The organism is Gordonia gummivorans (assembly GCF_022513585.1).
Classification (GTDB): Bacteria; Actinomycetota; Actinomycetes; order Mycobacteriales; family Mycobacteriaceae; genus Gordonia.
In genome coordinates, this window is sequence record NZ_JAKWBF010000031.1 from 1 (window position 1) to 18850 (window position 18850).

18 protein-coding genes and 1 tRNA gene are annotated in these 18850 nt (G+C 65.7%); 6 read left to right on the forward strand and 13 right to left on the reverse strand.

The window, feature by feature from the left end:
- Window positions 1–66: 66 nt before the first annotated feature.
- Window positions 67–534, reverse strand: a complete 468-nt coding sequence (locus tag MKW15_RS19390) for a PPA1309 family protein (RefSeq protein WP_240861010.1) — start codon at window positions 532–534, stop codon at window positions 67–69.
- A gap of 191 nt (window positions 535–725) precedes the next feature.
- Between MKW15_RS19390 and MKW15_RS19395 the strand changes: the two genes are divergently transcribed.
- Window positions 726–3683 carry a UPF0182 family protein gene (locus MKW15_RS19395; RefSeq protein WP_240861011.1) on the forward strand — a complete coding sequence of 986 codons (2958 nt, stop codon included), beginning with the start codon at window positions 726–728 and terminating at the stop codon, window positions 3681–3683.
- Between the two features lie 221 nt (window positions 3684–3904).
- On the opposite strand, the gene MKW15_RS19400 is transcribed toward MKW15_RS19395, so the two are convergent.
- Window positions 3905–4192: a hypothetical protein gene (locus tag MKW15_RS19400; RefSeq protein ID WP_240861013.1), complete on the reverse strand. Its 288-nt coding sequence runs from the start codon at window positions 4190–4192 to the stop codon at window positions 3905–3907.
- Between the two features lie 228 nt (window positions 4193–4420).
- Here MKW15_RS19400 and MKW15_RS19405 point away from each other — a divergent pair.
- Both MKW15_RS19405 and MKW15_RS19410 read left to right on the forward strand, forming a co-directional pair.
- A tRNA-Met gene (locus MKW15_RS19405) sits at window positions 4421–4497 on the forward strand.
- 99 nt (window positions 4498–4596) lie between these two features.
- Window positions 4597–4734, forward strand: a complete 138-nt coding sequence (locus MKW15_RS19410) for a hypothetical protein (RefSeq protein ID WP_240861016.1) — start codon at window positions 4597–4599, stop codon at window positions 4732–4734.
- 41 nt (window positions 4735–4775) lie between these two features.
- On the opposite strand, the gene MKW15_RS19415 is transcribed toward MKW15_RS19410, so the two are convergent.
- Window positions 4776–5417, reverse strand: coding sequence for a TetR/AcrR family transcriptional regulator C-terminal domain-containing protein (locus MKW15_RS19415; protein ID WP_240861019.1), 642 nt, complete (start codon window positions 5415–5417; stop codon window positions 4776–4778).
- Between the two features lie 85 nt (window positions 5418–5502).
- Between MKW15_RS19415 and MKW15_RS19420 the strand changes: the two genes are divergently transcribed.
- Complete coding sequence (locus MKW15_RS19420) at window positions 5503–6456, forward strand: zinc-binding alcohol dehydrogenase family protein (protein WP_240861021.1); 954 nt, start codon at window positions 5503–5505, stop codon at window positions 6454–6456.
- A 204-nt stretch (window positions 6457–6660) separates the two neighbouring features.
- The gene (locus MKW15_RS19425; RefSeq protein WP_240861023.1) at window positions 6661–8271 is read left to right on the forward strand and encodes an HNH endonuclease signature motif containing protein; all 1611 of its coding nucleotides are present in this window, start codon (window positions 6661–6663) and stop codon (window positions 8269–8271) included.
- A gap of 81 nt (window positions 8272–8352) precedes the next feature.
- On the opposite strand, the gene MKW15_RS19430 is transcribed toward MKW15_RS19425, so the two are convergent.
- The 9 genes from MKW15_RS19430 to MKW15_RS19470 form a co-directional block, all read right to left on the reverse strand.
- Window positions 8353–9372 (reverse strand): ABC transporter substrate-binding protein, encoded by a 1020-nt coding sequence (locus MKW15_RS19430; protein ID WP_240861025.1) that lies wholly within the window; start codon window positions 9370–9372, stop codon window positions 8353–8355.
- Between the two features lie 39 nt (window positions 9373–9411).
- Window positions 9412–9765, reverse strand: a complete 354-nt coding sequence (locus MKW15_RS19435) for a 4Fe-4S dicluster domain-containing protein (protein ID WP_240861028.1) — start codon at window positions 9763–9765, stop codon at window positions 9412–9414.
- Window positions 9762–11381, reverse strand: coding sequence for an FAD-dependent oxidoreductase (locus tag MKW15_RS19440; RefSeq protein WP_240861030.1), 1620 nt, complete (start codon window positions 11379–11381; stop codon window positions 9762–9764). The genes MKW15_RS19435 and MKW15_RS19440 overlap by 4 nt, the downstream gene beginning before the upstream one ends.
- Complete coding sequence (locus MKW15_RS19445) at window positions 11378–12148, reverse strand: ABC transporter ATP-binding protein (protein ID WP_240861031.1); 771 nt, start codon at window positions 12146–12148, stop codon at window positions 11378–11380. The genes MKW15_RS19440 and MKW15_RS19445 overlap by 4 nt, the downstream gene beginning before the upstream one ends.
- Window positions 12148–13038 (reverse strand): ABC transporter permease, encoded by an 891-nt coding sequence (locus MKW15_RS19450; RefSeq protein ID WP_240861033.1) that lies wholly within the window; start codon window positions 13036–13038, stop codon window positions 12148–12150. The genes MKW15_RS19445 and MKW15_RS19450 overlap by 1 nt, the downstream gene beginning before the upstream one ends.
- Window positions 13035–14198 (reverse strand): LLM class flavin-dependent oxidoreductase, encoded by a 1164-nt coding sequence (locus MKW15_RS19455; protein WP_240861035.1) that lies wholly within the window; start codon window positions 14196–14198, stop codon window positions 13035–13037. The genes MKW15_RS19450 and MKW15_RS19455 overlap by 4 nt, the downstream gene beginning before the upstream one ends.
- Window positions 14199–14281: 83 nt before the next feature.
- Complete coding sequence (locus tag MKW15_RS19460; RefSeq protein ID WP_240861037.1) at window positions 14282–15292, reverse strand: adenosine deaminase; 1011 nt, start codon at window positions 15290–15292, stop codon at window positions 14282–14284.
- 2 nt (window positions 15293–15294) lie between these two features.
- The gene (locus MKW15_RS19465) at window positions 15295–15981 is read right to left on the reverse strand and encodes a response regulator transcription factor (protein WP_240861039.1); all 687 of its coding nucleotides are present in this window, start codon (window positions 15979–15981) and stop codon (window positions 15295–15297) included.
- Complete coding sequence (locus MKW15_RS19470; protein WP_240861136.1) at window positions 15978–17135, reverse strand: sensor histidine kinase; 1158 nt, start codon at window positions 17133–17135, stop codon at window positions 15978–15980. Before MKW15_RS19470 ends, MKW15_RS19465 begins: the two co-directional genes overlap by 4 nt.
- A 160-nt stretch (window positions 17136–17295) precedes the next feature.
- On the opposite strand from MKW15_RS19470, the gene MKW15_RS19475 reads away from it, so the two are divergent.
- The gene (locus MKW15_RS19475; RefSeq protein ID WP_240861041.1) at window positions 17296–17871 is read left to right on the forward strand and encodes a universal stress protein; all 576 of its coding nucleotides are present in this window, start codon (window positions 17296–17298) and stop codon (window positions 17869–17871) included.
- A 29-nt stretch (window positions 17872–17900) separates the two neighbouring features.
- Here the strand turns inward: MKW15_RS19475 and MKW15_RS19480 are convergent, their stop codons facing one another.
- Complete coding sequence (locus MKW15_RS19480; RefSeq protein WP_240861043.1) at window positions 17901–18806, reverse strand: alpha/beta hydrolase; 906 nt, start codon at window positions 18804–18806, stop codon at window positions 17901–17903.
- Window positions 18807–18850 lie beyond the last annotated feature (44 nt).

Here is an 18850-nt window from a genome sequence, read left to right on the forward strand (position 1 = left end):
CAGGCTCGCACCTCAGCCGGCGGGTGGCGGGGCTTCGAGGCTCGCAGGCTCGCACCTGAGCCGGCGTTACGAGGCGTCCGGCTCGAACGTCGCGGCAAGCGCTTCGACGAGGTCGACGGCGAGGTCGGGGTGGGTCAGCAACTCGTCGGACGCGGGTTCGGTGAGCAGTCGCATCATCGCGAGGCGCGGTCCGTCGCGCAGCACGCCGACGGCGAGCCGGGCGGGCTGCTCGGCTTGTCGCGACGCCGCGTCGGCGGGCGGTGCGACGGTGATCTGGGTGGTCAGCACAGCGCCGGTGACCGCCTCCGGCCAGGCTGCGGTGGCCAGGAATTCGTCGAGGTCGTCGATCTCCTGCTGGACGGGGCTCAGTTCGGACGCGTCGTCGTCGGCGACGAGACCGGGTTCCAATTCGGCCAGCACCGACGTCGGGACCAGCGCGAACACGGCCGGTTGCGCACCGAGCCCCGCGGTGTGGTCGATGACTTCTCGCATCGCCGAACCGAGTGCATCGGGGGAGAATCGTCGAGGTGTCATGCCGTCATCATTCCCTCCACAGCCAGTTGGCAGGGAACCCACACGCGAATGTGATCGTTATGACGTTTCGAGCGGTCAGTAGAGTGGGCGCAACGACACTCGGCGCGACCGGCCGGAAGATCCAGCCGACGTCATGTCCGGATTGAGAATTTTGGAGAGTGGGTCAGGTGGGCGTTCGCGGGCCGGCAGGGATGCCGACACTGTCACGCAGGAGCAAGATCGCCATTGGGATCGGCGTCGGCATTCTGGTGCTGCTACTCGTCGGGCCACGGTTGGTGTCGATCACCACCGACTGGCTCTGGTACAAGGACCTCGGCTACTCGCAGGTGTTCTCGACCATCGCCTGGACCCGCATCATCCTGTTCCTGATCACCACGATCGTGGTCGGCGGTCTGATCTTCGGCGCGATAGCGGTGGCCTACCGATCCCGACCGGTGTTCGTGCCGACGAGCGGACCCGCCGATCCGCTGGCGCGCTATCGGACGGCGATCATGGCGCGGGTCCGCTGGTTCGGCATCGTGCCCGCGGTGATCATCGGCGCGCTCGCCGGGCTGGTGGCCCAGGGTTCGTGGGCGACGGTGCAGGTCTTCTTGCACGGCACGGACTTCGGTGTCCGCGATCCGCAGTTCGGTCTCGACATCGGCTTCTACGCTTTCGATCTGCCGTTCTACCGGTTTGTCCTGAATCTGCTGTTCGTGGTCGTGGTGATCGCATTCATCGCGAACCTGGTGACCCACTATCTGTTCGGCGGAATCCGGCTCGGTGGCGGCAGCGGAGCGCTGACCACGGCCGCGCGCATCCAGCTCGCCGTGCTGGCCGGAACCTTCTTGCTACTCAAGGCCGTTGCCTACTGGTTCGACCGGTACTCTTTGCTGAGCAGCGACCGCAAGGCCGAGATCTTCCCAGGCGCCGGCTACACCGACATCAACGCGGTGCTGCCGTCGAAGCTGATCCTCATGTCCATCGCCATCATCTGTGCGGTGGCGTTCTTCGCCGGGGTTGTACTGCGTGACTTGCGTATTCCGGCGCTGGCGACGGTGCTGATGTTGTTCTCGGCGCTGCTGATCGGCGTCGGGTGGCCGCTCGCGATGGAGCAGTTCTCGGTGAAGCCGAACGCCGCGCAGAAGGAATCCGAATACATCCAGCGCGCGCTCGACGGGACGCGTCAGGCCTACGGCATCGGCCAAGACAATGTCGAGTACCAGCGGGACTGGACCGCCCAACCGGCCACTGCGACAACGGTGAACGCAGACACCACGACACTGTCGAACATTCGTATCCTCGATCCGAATGTGGTGTCGCCGACGTTCCGTCAGCAGCAGCAGCGCCGCAACTTCTACGGTTTCCCGACTCAGCTTGCCGTCGACCGGTACCGGGTCGACGGACAGTTGCGCGACTACGTCGTGTCGGTCCGTGAACTCGACCCCAGCCAGTACCAGGGCAACCAGACCAACTGGCTCAACAAGCACCTCGTATTCACCCACGGCGACGGATTTGTCGCAGCGCCGGCCAACCGTGTCCGCGAACCGGTGAACGACAACGACGACAACGACATCGACAGCGGCGGTGATCCGCTGTACTTCGTCACCGACACCACCAACGTCAACAACGCCGAGCATCAGCAGGACGCGCCGATCGTGGTGAAGCAGCCGAGGATCTACTTCGGCGAGTTGATCGCCAAGGTCGATCCCGACTACGCGATCGTCGGCTCCAACAATGGTCAGCCGCGCGAGTTCGACGGCGGCAGCGACGACGGCGCGCGTTACACCTACACGGGCACCGCCGGTGTGGGACTGGGCAATTGGTTCACCCGCGCGATGTATGCGGTGAAGTTCACCGAGCGCAACTTCATCCTGTCGAGCGAGATCACCGACGCGTCGCGGATCATCTACAACCGCGACCCGCGGGACCGGGTGAAGAAGGTCGCGCCGTGGCTGACTGTCGACTCCAAGACATACCCGGCGGTGATGGCCGATGGCTCGATCAAGTGGATCGTCGACGGCTACACCACGCTCGACAACTACCCGTACTCGCAGCCGACGTCGTTGCAGAGTGCGACCGCCGACGCCCAGGACCTCAATCCGGGACAGACGGGTCGCACCCAGGTCAACAAGACGATCGGGTATGTCCGCAACTCGGTGAAGGCGACCGTCGATGCCTACACCGGTGAAGTGACGCTGTACGAGTTCGACACCAAGGATCCGGTTCTGAGGACCTGGCGAAAGGTGTTCCCGGGCACGGTGAAGAGCCGCGCCGAGTTCGACCAGAACACATCGCTGCGCGAGCATGTGCGCTACCCCGAAGACATCTTCAAGATCCAGCGGTCGCTGCTGACGCAGTACCACGTCGATTCACCGCAGACCTTCTTCCAGGGCAACGACCGTTGGTCGGTTCCGCCGGACCCCACCAATTCCGATGCCGCACAACGCGGTCTGGACCAGCCGCCGTATTACTTCGTGGCCAGGGACCCACGCACGCAGCAGGCGTCGTTCCAGTTGACCTCGGTGCTGAACCGTCTCGACCGGCCCATCCTGGGTGCATACGTGACCGTGTCGTCCGAGCCGGGAAGCTATGGGCAGATCACCGTCAAGGAACTGCCGGGCAACAACCAGCGGTCGGGTCCCGTGCAGGCGTTCAACCCGATGAAGGCCGACGGGCGTGTGGCGCAATCGCAGCGCGACCTCCAGGCCACCGCGACGGTGACCTTCGGTAACCTGCTGACACTTCCGGTGGGGGACAACGGGATTCTGTACGTGGTCCCGATGTACGCGCAGGCGCAGGCGGCCGAGGCGTTCCCGCGCCTGTTCCGGGTAATCACCCGCTACGAGCCGGGTAATGGGCAGTCGAGCATCGGTTATGCGACGACCACTGCGGAGGCGTTGCGACAGGTCGGCATCAACCCGGGTGCTGTCGGGATTCCCGAACCGGCACCGACCGACACCGACAACCAGCCACAGCCTCAACCGCAGCCGCAACCGCAGGGAGGGCAGCCGACTGCCGCCCAGCGGGATGCGGTCAAGGCCATGGACGAGGCATTGCAGAAGCTGACACAGGCGCAGACCAGTGGCGATTTCCAGGCCTATGGCGCGGCACTCGAACAGCTGAAACGTGCTGTCGCACAGTACGAGGCGGCTCAGCCGGCGGGTTGATCAGGCGTAGCTAGTGCGAGGAAGCGCTTCTACCGATGGCTGAGGTGCGAGCCCCCTACCGCTGGCTGAGGTGTGAGGAGCGCAAGCGACGAGCCTCGAAGCCCCTGGTGAGATGACGATGTTGTCTCGCCAGCCCTTCGAGGCTCGCAAGTTCGCGCCTCAGGGAGCGGATGGGTCGCGCAGGGAGCGGAGGGCTGGGTCGCTCAGGGCGCGGCGGAAACTCAGTCGCGGTACTCGTGCAAGTAGCGGTCGGTCTCGGCCGGGGTGTTGTCGGGTATCACCGGTGAGTGGTGGTAGCGGTGGATCAGCGACGTGAAGATCGTGACGGCGCCCGCGAACGCGGCGACCATCCCCAATCCGCACAGGATCGCCGGGCCGGTGTTGCCGGCCGCCATGGCGACCAGCCACAGTGCGGCGAGGGCGAACCCACCGAGGATGAGCAGGAACGCGACGATGCTCATCGGATGATTGCCGTGGCTCTCGTGCCGGTGCGGGTGATGCGTGGTCATGGTGCCTCCTCGGGTGGTCGTCGGCGCGCCTATTGTACTCGAAATGTGACATCGGTCACAGGAGTATCACGCAGTCGGGTTGCTCGCATCTGTCGATGTTGCGGGGTCGGTTTCGCCGGCGATTGACGTCGAAGGGAGTCGGGGTGAGTCGCGTTTTCCCAGTTCAGGCGACATCTAGGTATCGATTTGCACCGCAGGCGAACGTATGTGTAACGTGGTGTTCACCAACGCGGGGTGGAGCAGCTCGGTAGCTCGCTGGGCTCATAACCCAGAGGTCGCAGGTTCAAATCCTGTCCCCGCTACCACGATGAGAACCCCCGTCCGGCACATCCGGGCGGGGGTTTTCTGATTCTGTTGGCCCCGTTCCATCGATCGGGGGAGTCACCGACATCATCGGGAGTGCTGTGGCCGAGGCCGACGTCGACCGCACCCAGCCTTGGCTTGTGTTGCTTGCGGCAATTGGCACAGGAGTGACCGCCGCTGTCTATGCTGCCCTGCTGTGGAACGTCCGTACCAAGGCGTTCTTTGCTGCCGAGGGCTGAGCTTGCCCAGTCGCGGTGGATCCGCGACTGTCCGACGGGAGTCAGAGGCTCAGGCGCACACCGATTCCCTCGATCAGCGCCTCCAGGCCCCAATCGAACGCCTCGGTTGGCAGGTCCGCGACCTCGTCACTCAAGGCGTACTGCAGCGGCTGCTCGTCCGGATCGAGCCGTGCGCGTCGATCGTCCGCGGTGAAGCGGTCATGCCCCGGGGTGGGGTGTCGGTGCTGTTCTTCCACGACGAAGCCACTCACGAAGACGTTGACCGTCTGCAATGCGCGCTGAGCGTCGACCGGTGACATCCCGGCCTCGACGAGAACCCGCACCGGCTCTTCGAGACTGCGCAGCGCTTCGTCGTCGACGAGGGTGGTGCCCGACACCAGCTTGGCGCCGTCGCGGAACGACAGCAGCGTGCGCCGGATGTGATGGGCGCTGGTGCGGAGCAGCACCCGCCAATCGGCTCGTGCCTCAGGTGATATCGGCTCGGCCAGCATTTCCGCGATGATGCGCGACGCCATCGAATCCTGCAGATCGGACATGTCGCGGAAGTGGTAGTAGAGCGCGCCGGCCCGAACGCCCAGGCGTGCGGCCAGGGCTCGCGCGGTGATGCCGTCCAAGCCGCTCTCGGCGAGCTGCTCGAACGCCGCGTCGACGATCGCTTCGCGGCTGAGGGTGGTGCGCGCCATTGCGTGTCCTTGAGCTCCCTTGACTTCTGAACAATGTTCAACAACACTAGCAGACGAGTATTTGAACACTGTTCAGGAGCGAATCATGAAAGCTGCAGTCGTCACCGACTTCACCAAGCCACCCGCCTGCGCGGACTTTCCCGACCCCGCCGTGTCCGACGGACTCGTCGAGGTCGAGATGCTCGCCGCCGGAGTCCACCAGCTCGTCAGGTCTGTCGCGAGCGGCGCCCACTACTCGTCCGGCGACGAGTTGCCCTTCGTCGCCGGCGTCGATGGCGTTGGCATCATCGACGGGCAACGCGTGTACACCGGAGGTTGTCCGGACCCGTACGGCACCATCGCCGAGCGCACCGTCGTCCCGCGCGGCTTCGGAATCCCGGTCCCGGACGTCCTGGCGACCGAGGTTGCTGCGGCCATCGTCAATCCCGCGATGTCGTCGTGGATGCCGCTCGTCACGTGTGGTGATGTCGTGAAGGGCGGCACGGTCGCGGTGTTGGGCGCGACGGGAACGTCTGGGTCCCTCGCCGTCCGGATCGCGTTGCACTTCGGTGCCAAGCGCGTCATTGCCCTGGGCCGCAACGCTGATGTGCTTGCACGCGTTGCCGACGATCCGCGCGTGGTGGCGGTGTCGCTGATTCACGACGACCCTGCCGAGAGTCTCGCGGCGGCCTTCGCCGACGGCATTGATGTGGTTCTCGACTATCTGTGGGGACCGGTGGCCGAGATGGCGCTTGGAGCCCTCCGGGCGCACAGCCTCACCGAAAGTCGTTCTCCCGTGCAGTATCTCCAGATCGGGGCGGTCGCGGGCCGCGACATCGCGCTCGACGCGGCAATCCTACGTGCACGGCCGATCTCGATTCGCGGTTCCGGTGGTGGTTCCATCGATCCGATGCTGATGCTGCGGGAACTCCCGAGTATTCTGGATTATGCTGCAAGCGGCGAACTTTCGATCAACGTGCGGACGGCACCGCTGAGCGACGTAGCCGAAGCGTGGGTCGACGACCGGCCGGGCCGGCTTGTGATCACCATGGGTGGCTGAAAGCCTCCCGAGGAATTTTCGAAGGATCCTTGCGCGTGTCGGGTTGACCGCGTAACCTCGAACAGGTATTCGAATGGCGCTTGGGGGAGGTGCGTGGGGGTGGCGGAGATTTCGGGGGATTCTGGTTCTGGTTCTCGCGTGCCGGATGAGCGTCGTGCGAGTCCTGCGTTGTATGGGCCTGGCGCCGCGTGGAATTCGCGGTTGGTGGGGGTGCCGCGGGATTTCGACGAGTTGATGTCGGTGCGCGCGGAGACCGAGCATCCGGATTCTGATGGTGCGCCGTCGGGTCGGGATGATGTGGTCGATCTGTATCGGCAGTTGCATGGTTTGTTGGATCGCATCGATGCGGTCGACACCACCGGTAATACGTCTGCGGAGGTCGTGGAGGTGGCCGGGGAGCATGAGCGTGCGGTGCGTCGGATGGCGTGGTCGGGTCATCGTCGGGTGATGGACGTCTCGGACCGGGACGCGTTCCGTTTGGTGGGTGATACGTCGGTGCACTCGTTTCTGACGACGCGTCTGCGGGTGACGCAGCCGCGGAAGCGGATAGCGGAGATGGCGGCGGTGGCCCGGCATTTCTCGGTGTATGGCGAACTGCTGCAACCGAAACGGCCGTATCTGGCCGAGGCGGTGGCGCAGGGTGCGGTGGGTGCCGATCATGTGCATGCGGTGTTGGACACCTTGGACAAGATCCCGGCGGCGATCCCTGCGGATGTGGTGGAGGCGGCGGAGCGGGACATGGTCGACTATGCGCGTGAGTTCACGCCGAAGGAGATCACTGCGTTGGGGACCCGGGTGTTGGCGCATCTGGATCCGGATGGCACGTTGACCGATGACTCCGATCGCGCGCGGCGGCGCGGGGTGTCGTTGGGGCGGCAGGATTCTCAGTTGATGTCGAAGCTGAGTGGACAGTTGGATCCGTTGACCCGGGCGATGTTCGACACGGTGTTGACGGCGTGGGCGGTCAAGGGGATGAACAATCCGGCCGATGAGACGCCGTTGCAGGGGTCGAAAGACGATGTCAGTGCCGAAGAGTTGGCGGCGGCGGCCGAGCGGGATGACCGGTGCCCGGCGCAGCGCAATCACGATGCGTTTCGGGCGTTGTTGCGGGCGGCGTTGGATGGGAAGCTGTTGGGCAGCTCGGTGAATGGGTTGCCGCCGCATGTGATTGTGAAGATCACCGATGCCGAGTTGGCCGAGCGCGCGGGGTTTGGTCGGACGGCGACGGGTACGGATCTGCCGATCGAGGACGTTATCGCGTTGGCCGCGGAGGCCCAGCTGCATTTGGCGGTGTTCTCGGAGGTGACGGGTCAGCCGTTGTATTTGGGGACGGCGCAACGGTTGGCGTCGCGGTCGCAGCGGTTCTTGTTGTTTGCCCATCATGATGGGTGCGCGTGTCCCGGGTGCAGTGTGCCGGCGGCGAAGGTGCAGATTCATCACGCGGACAAGGACTGGGCCGATGGCGGGGTGACCGACATCGATACGTTGGGTCCGGCGTGTGGTCCACATAATCGGGTGGTGGGTCCGGAGCCGGGGCAGTACACCACGCATGTGGTCAAGGAGGGTCCGGATGCCGGGCGTACGGCGTGGACGTTGAATCCGCAACCCGGTGCGCCTCCGAATCCGGCGCGGATCAACCGGGTGCACGATGTGCCGCAACAGGTCACGGCGTTGGTGCGCCGTAAGCATCGGTTGCGGCCACCCGGCCGGGACGACACCACCACACCCCCGATCGATATTCGGGAGAATCAACGCCAACGACGGTTGGTCACGGCGGGTTGGAGCGTGCGCCGGGTGCGGTTTCCGGTGGAGTAGCGAGTGGTCAAGCGGCGATGTTGTCTCGCCAGGGGCTTCGAGGCTCGCAAGCTCGCACCTAGCCGGCGGGACGTGCTCGCGTCAGGCGTGTGAGGGCTTGTACAGCCATTCGTTGAGGGAGTAGTCGGTCTTCAGGCTGCCTTGTGCGACTAGGAACGCCTTGGTGCCCTCGAGGAGTCGGACGCCGGCGGCCGGGAATGGTTCGGGGGCATAGCCTCCCGGGTTGGCGGCGGCGCGGATGTCGGCCGGGTTGGCCTTGGAGTTCTTGATCTCGAACGCGAGGTACTCGTCCCAGTGCGCCTTCGCGTAGATGACGGAGTCCGCGATCAGCTTTTGCCACGCTGCGCCGAAGTCGGGCTGCTTGGCGAGGAACGGGTTGGCCGCCACCGACACGCTCGTGCCGGCCAGCCCCGGATGGTTGGTGTAGACCGAATCCACCAGGCGGTATCCCTTGCGCTGGAACGACTGCAAGGCGACCGACGGGATCACCCCGGGCAGAGCCGCGCCGGCGATCTCGCCGGTACTCAACGGACCTTCCTGGTCGGCGGGATACAGATGGACCAGCTGAGCGGTGATGCCCTCCTGCTGCAGCGCACCCTGCAGGTACCGATCGATGTAGGAGCCCTTCGGGACGCCGATCTTCTTGCCGGCCAGATCCTTCAAGGACTTGATCGACGGATCTTTCACGACCACACCGGCGTCGTTGTTGAACTGTGTGATGGCCAGCAGTCGTGTGTCGAGGCCGCTGCCCTTGGCGACGAGTGCCGGTGTGTCCCCGTAGTTCCCGACGTCCAGGCGGCCGCCGAGCAGCGCCTGGTTGAGGTCGGGGCCGTTGGGGAAGCTGTACACCTCCACCGCGTCGACCCCGAGCGGCTTGAGCGCGTTGAGGAGTTCACCTCGGCTGTGGGCGAATCCGAGCGGCCCGGTCAGGACGTTGACCGAGCCGATGACACCGATCCGCAGCGTTCCGATCACGTCCCGTTGTGCGCTCGACGACTGGTCGGTGCAGCCGGCCAAGGAGAGGCCGACGAGGGCAGCCAGTATCAGCCCGACCAGTGGCGTGCGGGCAAGGAACAGCGCGAAACGACGAAGGAGATGCATAAACAGGGTTCCTAAGCTTGGGAAGCGAACAGAGGTAGGTCAGGGATGGCGCAGTCGTTCGGGTCGACGTGGGGGCGGATCACCATGCGGGATCTCCGGTCCGACGGCCACCAGACTGCCTGGCCTGCGGCCCTTGCCCCAGCCGAGGCGCTCACGATAGCTGCCGACCAGGTCTTCGGGAGCGGTGAATCCGTCACCGACGGGGGTGGATTCGGGACTCACATACAGTGCATCGGTGGGACAATAGGCCTCGCACATGAAGCAGGTCTGGCAATCCGACTGCCGCGCGATCACGGGCACCCCGTCGTCACCTCGGTCGAAGACGTTGGTCGGGCAGGCCACCACACATTTGTCGCAGGCGATGCACGCATCCGCGATCACGAGTTCGATCATGCGACGAATGCCTCGATGACATCGTCGGCGCTGACCCGCGGCAAAGGCCGACGCCGCTGGACCCACACCTCGTCCAACCCTCCGGTCAGCACGTGACCTCGTTGTGCGGGGTCCGGGTCGGGGAAGTCCTCGCGCTTGCTCATGCCGCGCGATTCGGTGCGCGCCAGCGCCGATGCGTAGATCCATCGGCCGGTGGCGGTGATGGCGGCCGCCTCCCGCGTCCGCAGTCGCACAGCGGGGTCCGACGAACCGAAGTCGTTGTCCGACAGTCGAGTCCACAGTTCTTCCAGACGCGCACGGGCGTCGGACATCCGCGCGCCGTGCCGAAGATAGTTCTTCTCGAACGGTACCAACTCGGCCTGTGCAGCACGAAGTGCTTCTTCGGGAACAAAGTCCCCAGACCGTCGCGCAAGTCCCGCGCGCCCAGCTCCGCAGAGGTCCTGCAACCTCGGGCGGACGCCGCGGTGGGATGAGCGCGCGGCCGACGACCCGGCGAACACTCCGGACGACATCGCCCAGGCCGAGTTGTGGCTGCCGCCGCCGGTGAATCCGCCACAGATACGTTCGCGGGTGGCCGCGTCGCCCGCGGCATACAGGCCGGGAATGCCGGTCCAGCAGCCGAAGTCGACGATGTCGAGCCCGCCGGTTCCGCGTACGGTTCCTTCGGCGAGCAGGTCCACCTCGAAGCGATCGGTGAACGGGTCGATGCCGCGTCGGTCGAACTGGAGGAAGAAATTCGGCTGACCCAGGCGCATCTGCGCGGCGACCGTCTCGTCGGCCCGGTCGAGTTGCGCAAACACCGGTTCGTTCAACAGGGTTCGTGCGATGACCGACCGCCCCTTCATGGAGCCGGCGCCGTCGACCACCCGGCCGTCGGCGTGATAGAAGGTCGCGTATCCGTAGTAGGCGGTCTTGGTGACGGTCGAACCCTTGGGAACGATCGCGTACGCGTTCCCGAATTCCATTCCGGACAACTGTGCACCCACCTCGGCGGCCATCAGTAAGCCGTCGCCGGTGTTGTTGTTGGTGCCCAACGCCCGTGACAGAAATGCGCATCCGCCTGTCGCGACGATGACCGCACCCGCCGTGATCCGGAAGTCGCGGCCGGTCTGTCGCTGGTGTCCGGCGGCACCTGCGACACGTCCGTCGCGATCGACGAGGAGTTCGAGAACGGGGGAGTGATCGAGGATGTGCACGCCCCGGCGCTGCACCCACGCCCGCATGCGTCGCATGTACTCCGGTCCCTGCACGCCGGTCCGGATGGGTTCGGCGGTGCGGTCATCAACCGGGAAGGGATAGCGGCCCTCGGCGCCGAGGCGGTGCATGTTGGCGTAGGTCTGGTCGAGGACGCGATCCATCCAGTCGTGGTCGGCGAGATTGCCGCCCAGGCGTTCCCGCGATGCCTTCGCCTTGGCTCGCGCGTCGGTCTCCGGTGCCACGTACCAGACACCGGTACCGGCGGGTGCGGTCGCGCCCGAGGTACCGCAGTAGCCCTTGTCCGCGAGAACGACGTCGGCGTCATTGTCGCGCGCAGCGATCGCCGCCCACGTGGCGGCCGGTCCACCGCCGATGATCAGTACGTCGGTGGACAGGGTGAGGGTGTCGGGCTCGGTCATGTGGTCTCCTCGGCATCCGGCTGCGCGGACGCGGTAGTGGCGGGTGCGGGTGTCTGGACACCCAGTGCGGACAGCAATCGATAACGGAGAGCGACGAACTCGGGGTCGACGACGGATCGCGGACGAGGCAGGTCGATCACGACTTCCTCGGCAACGTGGTGGTCGCGCAGGACGAGGGCTCGGTCAGCGAGTAGAACGGCCTCCTCCACGTCGTGGGTGACCAGCAGCGTCGCAGGCCGGTGGTGCTGCCACAGACGTTCGACGAGGCGCTGCGCGGTGCCCCGGGTCAGGGCGTCGAGCGCGCCGAACGGCTCATCGAGCAGCAGCAGACGCGGTTCTCGGACCAGTGCGCGGGCAAGCGCGACGCGTTGTGATTCTCCCCCCGACAACGTCGACGGCCACACGTCGGCCTTGTCCCGCAGACCGACCTCGGTGAGTGCCTCGAGAGCCCGGGACTTGGCGTCCCGGCCGCGCAACCCGAGAGCGACGTTGCGCCAGACCGGTTGCCAGGGCACCAGTCGGTGCTCCTGGAAGGCAATGGCTTTGGACGCCGGAGCGCTGATGGTCCCGGTGAACCCGTCGTCGAGTCCGCCGATGGCGCGCAGGAGGGTGCTCTTGCCGGATCCGCTGGCCCCGAGCAGTGCGACGAACTCGCCGGGTGCGATCGTGAGGTCCACTTCGCGTAGGATCTCCCGATCGCCAAAGCTGCGTCCGGCGTCACGGACCTCGACCGCCCCGTCGGCGCCAAGGGTTGTCGACGTTGTCATCAGGCCCCCTGGAATCCGTTGCGCCAGGACAGGAAACGGTGCTCGAGCAGTTTGACCGCCGTGTCGGTGAGTAGTCCGAGGACGGCGTAGATGACGAGCACGAGGAAGATCTGATCGGTGCGCAGGTACTCTTTCGCGTCGTTCATCACGAAACCCAGACCGACCGTGGTGGTCTGCATCTCGGCGACGACCAGCACCAGCCAGCCGATCCCGAGCGCCTGTCGGAGCCCGACGAAGGTTTGCGGTAGGGCACCGGGCAGCACGATGAAGCGCAGCATCTCGGCGCGCGTCAGATCGAGCGAGTGCGCTGCTTCGATGAGCTTGTGGTCGACGTTGCGGATGCCCGCGAACACGTTGACATACATCGGGAAGATCGGTGCGACGATGATCAGCGCGATCTTGAACGTGTCGTCGATGCCGAACCAGATGATGAACACGGGTACCAGCGCGACCGCGGGCATCATGCGCAGCACCTGGATCGGCGCGTTGACCAGGTCTTCGGCGATGCGGACGGTCCCGGCGGCGGCGCCGAGGACCACGCCGATGGTGATGCCGATGGCAAGTCCGATCGCGACGCGGCGCGTCGACGCGGCCAGGTGGTGCCACAGTTCGCCGGTGCGGATGAGATCGGCTCCGGCGTTGATCACCTCGGTGGGTGCCGGTGTGGTGGGGCCGAGCCAGCTGCGCGCGCCGAGTTGCCAGATGACCACCACCAGAACGAGTCCGACGGATTGCCGGAACACTCGGGCGGCGCGTCCGCTGGGCAGCAGGCGTCGGACCGGATGCGCGGTGCGTGCAGGTGACGTTGTCGGTGCGGTCGCGGGTTGTCGGGCCGAGCCGGAAGCCGCAGTGGGAGAAGCGGTGACACGTTTGTCCAGTTGCAGGGTCACGAGACGGGTCCGTCGCCCGCCGCAATCAGTTCTCCACGGTGACCGCTGGCGTCACGTTCGGCGATCAACGCGGCGACCCTCGGCAGCACATGTTCGGCGAACCGCCGCATCTCGGCCTCGACCGGTTGGAACTGCAGCATGAACAGTTCTATGCCCAGATCGTGGAACTCCACAACGCGCTGCGCCACTTGGTCATAACTACCAACGAGGCCAGCTGCGGTACCACCGTTGGTGCCGATGTGCGGGTACTTCTCGAAGGTGTGGAACATGACGGCCTTCGGGTCGGCATTGGCGACGAGGTCGGCGAGTTCGGGGGCGTCGACCTCGGCGAGGCGCCAGAAGTGGTCGAGTTCGGCCAGCGCCTCCGACTCGGTTTCGCGGGCGATGACGAAGGCGGACAGGCCGAAGTTCAGCGGGTCGCGGGTCCGCGGGCGTCGTCGGACGTCGGCGATCAGGTCGCGCACCACCTCTGGTGGTTGACCGTTGATGAACCAGGCGTCGGCGCTCGACGCGGCGAGGTCGCGCGCCGGGGTGGACTCGCCACCCAGGTAGATGCGTGGCGCGTGCGCCGGATCGGCGGGCCGCAGTATGTAGTCGTCGATGTGGAAGTTCTTGCCTTGATGCCGAACTCGCTCACCGGCCACGAGGCGGGACACGATCGACAGCCATTCGCCCCCGTAGTCGTAGCGCAGGTCGTGTTCAGGAAACTCGAGGCCGGCGCGTTCCAACTCTGGCTTGTACCAGGCGTTCACCAGGTTGATCGCGAACCTGCCGCCGGAGATCTCGGCGATCTGCGTGGCCAGTTTGGCCAAGTACACGGGATGGAACAGGTACGGCTTGATCGCGGCGATGATCTCGATACGCTCGGTGACCGCGGCCAGCGCAGCTGCGCCCGTCCACGCTTCGAGATGTGCGTACTCGTCGCCGTTCGGGTTGAGGTTGTGTTGGGCGACCAGAGTCGAATCGAAGCCGAGTTGTTCGGCGGCAAGTACGTAGCGGCGGTTGAGGTCCCACGACGCATCGAAGGGGTCGTCGGGATAGTGGCGACTGGCGAAGGGGCCCCACACAGGGGCCCAGACACCGAATCGCGGTCGCGGGACGTCCGCAGGCCACTGGAAATGTGGTGGTCCGACGGGTGTGGAGTGGGCTGAGTCGGTCACGTCCCCATTGAACGCGGGAACCGGCGTAGGTATGCGGGTTAGATTCGGACGGGTTTCAACAACCCTCGAACCCGCGCTCGGTGTCAGGTGGGATGGGCGTCGGCCAACCATCGGTCGATGTCGAGTAACACCTCGTCTTGTCGGTCCACGGGTAAGAAGCTGGCCCGCACCGAGTTTCGGGCGAGGTCGGCCAGCGTGGCGTCGTCGAGGTCGAAGGCGGCCGCGACCAGGACGTAGTTGTCCTCGGCGTAGCCGCCGAAGTAGGCCGGGTCATCGGAGTTGATCGTGACGTGTAACCCGGCCGCCAGGAGTTCGGGCAGTGGGTGACGCGCGAGCTCGTCGACGGACTGCAAGGCGACGTTCGACAGCGGGCAGACGGTGAGCGGAATGTGCGCAGCGACGAGCCGCGCAACCATTTCGGGGTCGTCGAGGCTGCGGATGCCGTGGTCGATGCGTTCGGCGCCCAGGTCGTCGAGGGCCTGCCGGATCGATTCGGGGCCGCCCTCCTCGCCGGCGTGTGCGACGCGGCGCAGGCCCAGCGCGGCGGCACGGGCGAACACCTCGGTGAACAGCGATGCCGGGTTGCCGAGTTCTGCGGAATCCAGACCGACGCCGATGATCGGGGCGTCGATGGCGGTCAGGGATTCGAGCGTCTCCAGAGCTTCCCGGACCGGCCGGTCGCGCAGAAAGCAGGCGATGAGGTCGGCGGTGAATCCGCAGTCGGACCGTGCTCGGGCAAATCCGTCGACCAATCCGTCGACGACGGTGTCGAGTGCGACGCCACGAATGAGATGCGCCTGCGGATCGAAGAAGGCCTCGGCATGCACCACGCCACCTGCATGGGCGCGGACGGCGTATTCGTATGCGAGACGGGAAAAGTCGTGGTTGGTCCGCAGAACGTCGAGGTTGTCGTAGTAGATGTCGAGAAAGGATTGGAGGTTCGTGAACACGTAGCGTCGGCGTAGTTCGTCCGCGTTCGCGTAGGGAAGGTCGACGCCCGACGACTCGGCGAGCTTCATCACCAACTCGGGTTCGAGCGTGCCCTCGATATGGACGTGCAATTCCACCTTGGGCAGGTCCGTGATCCGTCGCATGTCTAGTCGTACTCGGGGAGCACCAGCGAGTGGTCGAAGGCGTACACGATGGCGGCGGCCCGGTCGCGCAGATCGAGTTTGGTGAAGATGTGGTTGATGTGGCTCTTCACCGTCACCTCGGAGATGCACAGTTCCGCGCCGATCTCGGCGTTGGTGCGGCCCCGCGCGACGAGGCGCAAGACGTCGGTTTCCCGGTCGGTGAGTTCACTGGGCCGGGTGATCTGTTCGTGCCCGCTGCCCCGATAACCGTGCAACACACGGCTCGTGACTGCCGGATCGAGGAACGCGCCGTCACGGACGACGGCGTGCACCGCCCAGATCAACGACTCCGCGGGCGAATCCTTGAGGATGAATCCGGCTGCCCCGGCGCGTAGTGCGCCGGACAGCAGTTTGTCGTCGTCGAAGGTTGTGAGCACCAGGACCGGCGGTGGATTGTTGAGGGCGCGGACCATGGTCGTCGCGGTGATCCCGTCGACGTTGCGCATTCGCAGATCCATCACCACGATGTCGGGGCTGTGTTCGGCGACGGCCGCGAGAACCTCTGAGCCGTCGGCACATTCGCCGACGATCTCGAAGCCGTCCTTGGCTCGCAGGATTCGACGCAGACCGGTCCGGATCAGTTCTTGATCGTCGACGAGGAGCACACGGATGACGGGCACCGCCGGCTCGCCGATCGCGGTGGTGCTCACGCTGGGACCTCGTCGGCGCCGACCCGGGTGGGCAGTGCGGCGCGCACCGACCAGAGGTCGCCGGTCCGGGACGCCTCGAGGGTCCCGCCGAGAAGATGTGCGCGCTGCATCATTCCGGTGATGCCCTTTCCGTCGCGTGAGGGTCGTGGTTCGGCAGAGCAGGGGCTGTGTACTTGCACCACGGTGTCCTCACCGACGGCGAGAACGATCGAAGCGCGTTGCGCAGCCGAATGTTTCACCACGTTCGCGAGCGACTCCTGCGTGATGCGGTATACGGCAGCGCCCACCGGCGCCGAGAGTCGGCCGACGTCCCCGACCGTTCGGAAGTTGACCTGCAGACCGGCTTTGCGGTAGTCGGCCACCAGCCGTTCGAGATCTTCGGCGCCGGGGGTCGGCGTGACGGATGCCTCGTCGGTACCGAGCAGGTGCACGATGTTGCGGATCTCGGCCATGGCCTGACGTCCTTGTCGTTCTGCGTCCTGGAGTGCGTCGACGGCGTCGTCGATGTCGCGGTCCTGTTCGAGCGCCCGACGGGCCCCGGTCACGTTGAGCATCGTGATCGACAGCGAGTGCGCGATGATGTCGTGGATCTCACGGGCGATGCGGCGTCGTTCTTCACCGGCTGCGTTGTCGGCGCGGGCGCGCAGTTCACGGGCCCGGTTGTCGGCGAGGCGTTGCTGGATCAGGATCATGTAGCCGAGTAGCCATCCGATGGCCACCGATGAGATGTAGTAGGCGGGCGCCTGTAATCCTCCGAAGGCGGCGAACCCGGTGATGACGGCGATGGAGGCCGCCGCGACGGTCAGCCCGGTGCGCAGCGACTGCATTGCGGCCGAGATCGCGGTGACGATGGCCAACTGCATCGGCGCGGCATCGGTGGGCACCGGGTCCATGAGAAAACAGGACGTGCCGACCAGCATCAGGACACAAGCGCCGGTCTTGGCGGCGACGGTGAAGTCGAGAACCAGGGTGGTGAGTGCGCAGCCCAGCGCCGCGAGTGTCCACCACGGAGCGTCGAACGGAAATCGTTGTGCCGTGGCGGTGATGGTCAGGACGACGCTCGCAGCCAGGATCACGACCGGATACAGCGGCGGATAGTCGCCACCGACCAGTTCGAGGCGACGCCGCAGTTCTCGTGTGAGGCCCGTCACCAGTCCAGAATAGGCCGCTGATTACCGGATTCATCAATCCGACGATGGACTGTCATGTCCACCCCAGGGTGGACTCGGCTTCCGTCTCCGGCATGGAGATTCGCCCGCGTGCCCTCCATACCGTTGTGAGGGTAGGGAATCCACACCGCTCAAGGGGCATCTCATGACACTTCACATCTTCGATCGGTTCGACCGCTGGGAGCCGTTCTCGACCTGGTTTCCACCGCCCGACCGAGGGCCGATCGTGATCGGCTGCAACAACTCCGACGCATCGGAACGCGCGCTGCGGATGGTCTGCGCCCGATTCTCCGGCGCCGACGTCGTGGTGGTGACCGCCACGACGGGGCGTCATCGTGTCGGTCGTCCCAACGCCTGGAATGACGCGCTGAAGGCCGACGCGTATCAACTCACCGACGAGGCCATCACCACCGAGCATCTGCGGCATGCGCGTGAGGTGGCGCAGCGTGCCGGAGCGCGATCGGTGACGGTGGTCAGCGAGGTCGGTGATCCGCTGACCGTCCTGAGTCGCGTCGCCGACCGATTCGACGCCTCCGCGGTGGTGGTCGGCATGGTTGGACGTCCGAGTCCGCTCGCTCGCGCGCTGCGTCGCCGGTTGGCGGATCGGATCGAGTTCGTCGTCACCGACGGAACCACGCATCTGCGACCGCGACGTCGGACCGCTCAGAGCACGCCCATGCGGCCGGCGACGGTGCCACAGGTGGGGTTGGCGCCGTCCTGACGCGTGCCGCTGGTTCAATTCGTCGGCTTCTACTCGGTGGGGCCCGGATTCAGTGCCCTCACCAATGAGTGGTTGATGTCGTCCGCCGGCGCGAGCGGGAGTGTGTGGTGGCTCCCCGAGGCCAGTGTCATCACAGTGGCATCCTCGACCGTCGCGGTGATCCGCTGGGCCACCGTGGTCGGGTCGTGGATCTTGCTGTGCGGAGCCAGTATTGCGGTCATTCCGAACCCGTTCAGGGTGGCGAGGGCCCGGGCGTCGGGTCGTCGGGGGACGACTGGCCGGGTCGTGGGGAACGCTGCGGCCATGCATGCGACCGTGAGCCAGTCCTGATCGAGATCGACCGGGTCCACACCCGACGATCGGCATTCCCACTCGAGAAATCGCCGTTGGCGTTCGGGAGACGGGCGCACGAGCACGGGGAGCGCACGAAGCAGGTATGTCGGTTTCATTCCGGTGAAACACGAACTCGGATCGAGCAATACGAGACCACCGACACGATCGCGATGGTGGCTCAGTGCGAACGCGAGGGCGATCATCGCCCCGTAGGAGTGGCCAACGAAGCGCGCGTCGCCGACGCCGAGTTCATCGAGCACATCGGCAAGCCATGTCAGCAGTTCGGAGGTGTCACGCGGCCGGCCGCTGCCTGGCCGGCTGCGCCCCGCGTCGCCGATCACGTCGAGCGCCACGACACGGTGCGTAGCCGAGAGCGCTGCGACGTTGTGGGTGTACGCGGTTGACGTAGCTCCGCCGCCGGGCAGCAGGACGACCGGAGGTGCGTGCTCATGACCGCAGACGTTTGCGCGGGTGACCCCGTGTGCTGTCTCGACGTCGACTGCCCGGTGGGCGGGCCAGCGAGCCAGGAGCGCGTCGTAGGCCACGAAGAACTCGTGTCCGGCTGCTGTTTGGGAGAACTCGCTGATCGCGCGCTGTGACATCAAATTCCCTCGTTTGTCGAGACAGTCGATAAACGAGAGGTTAG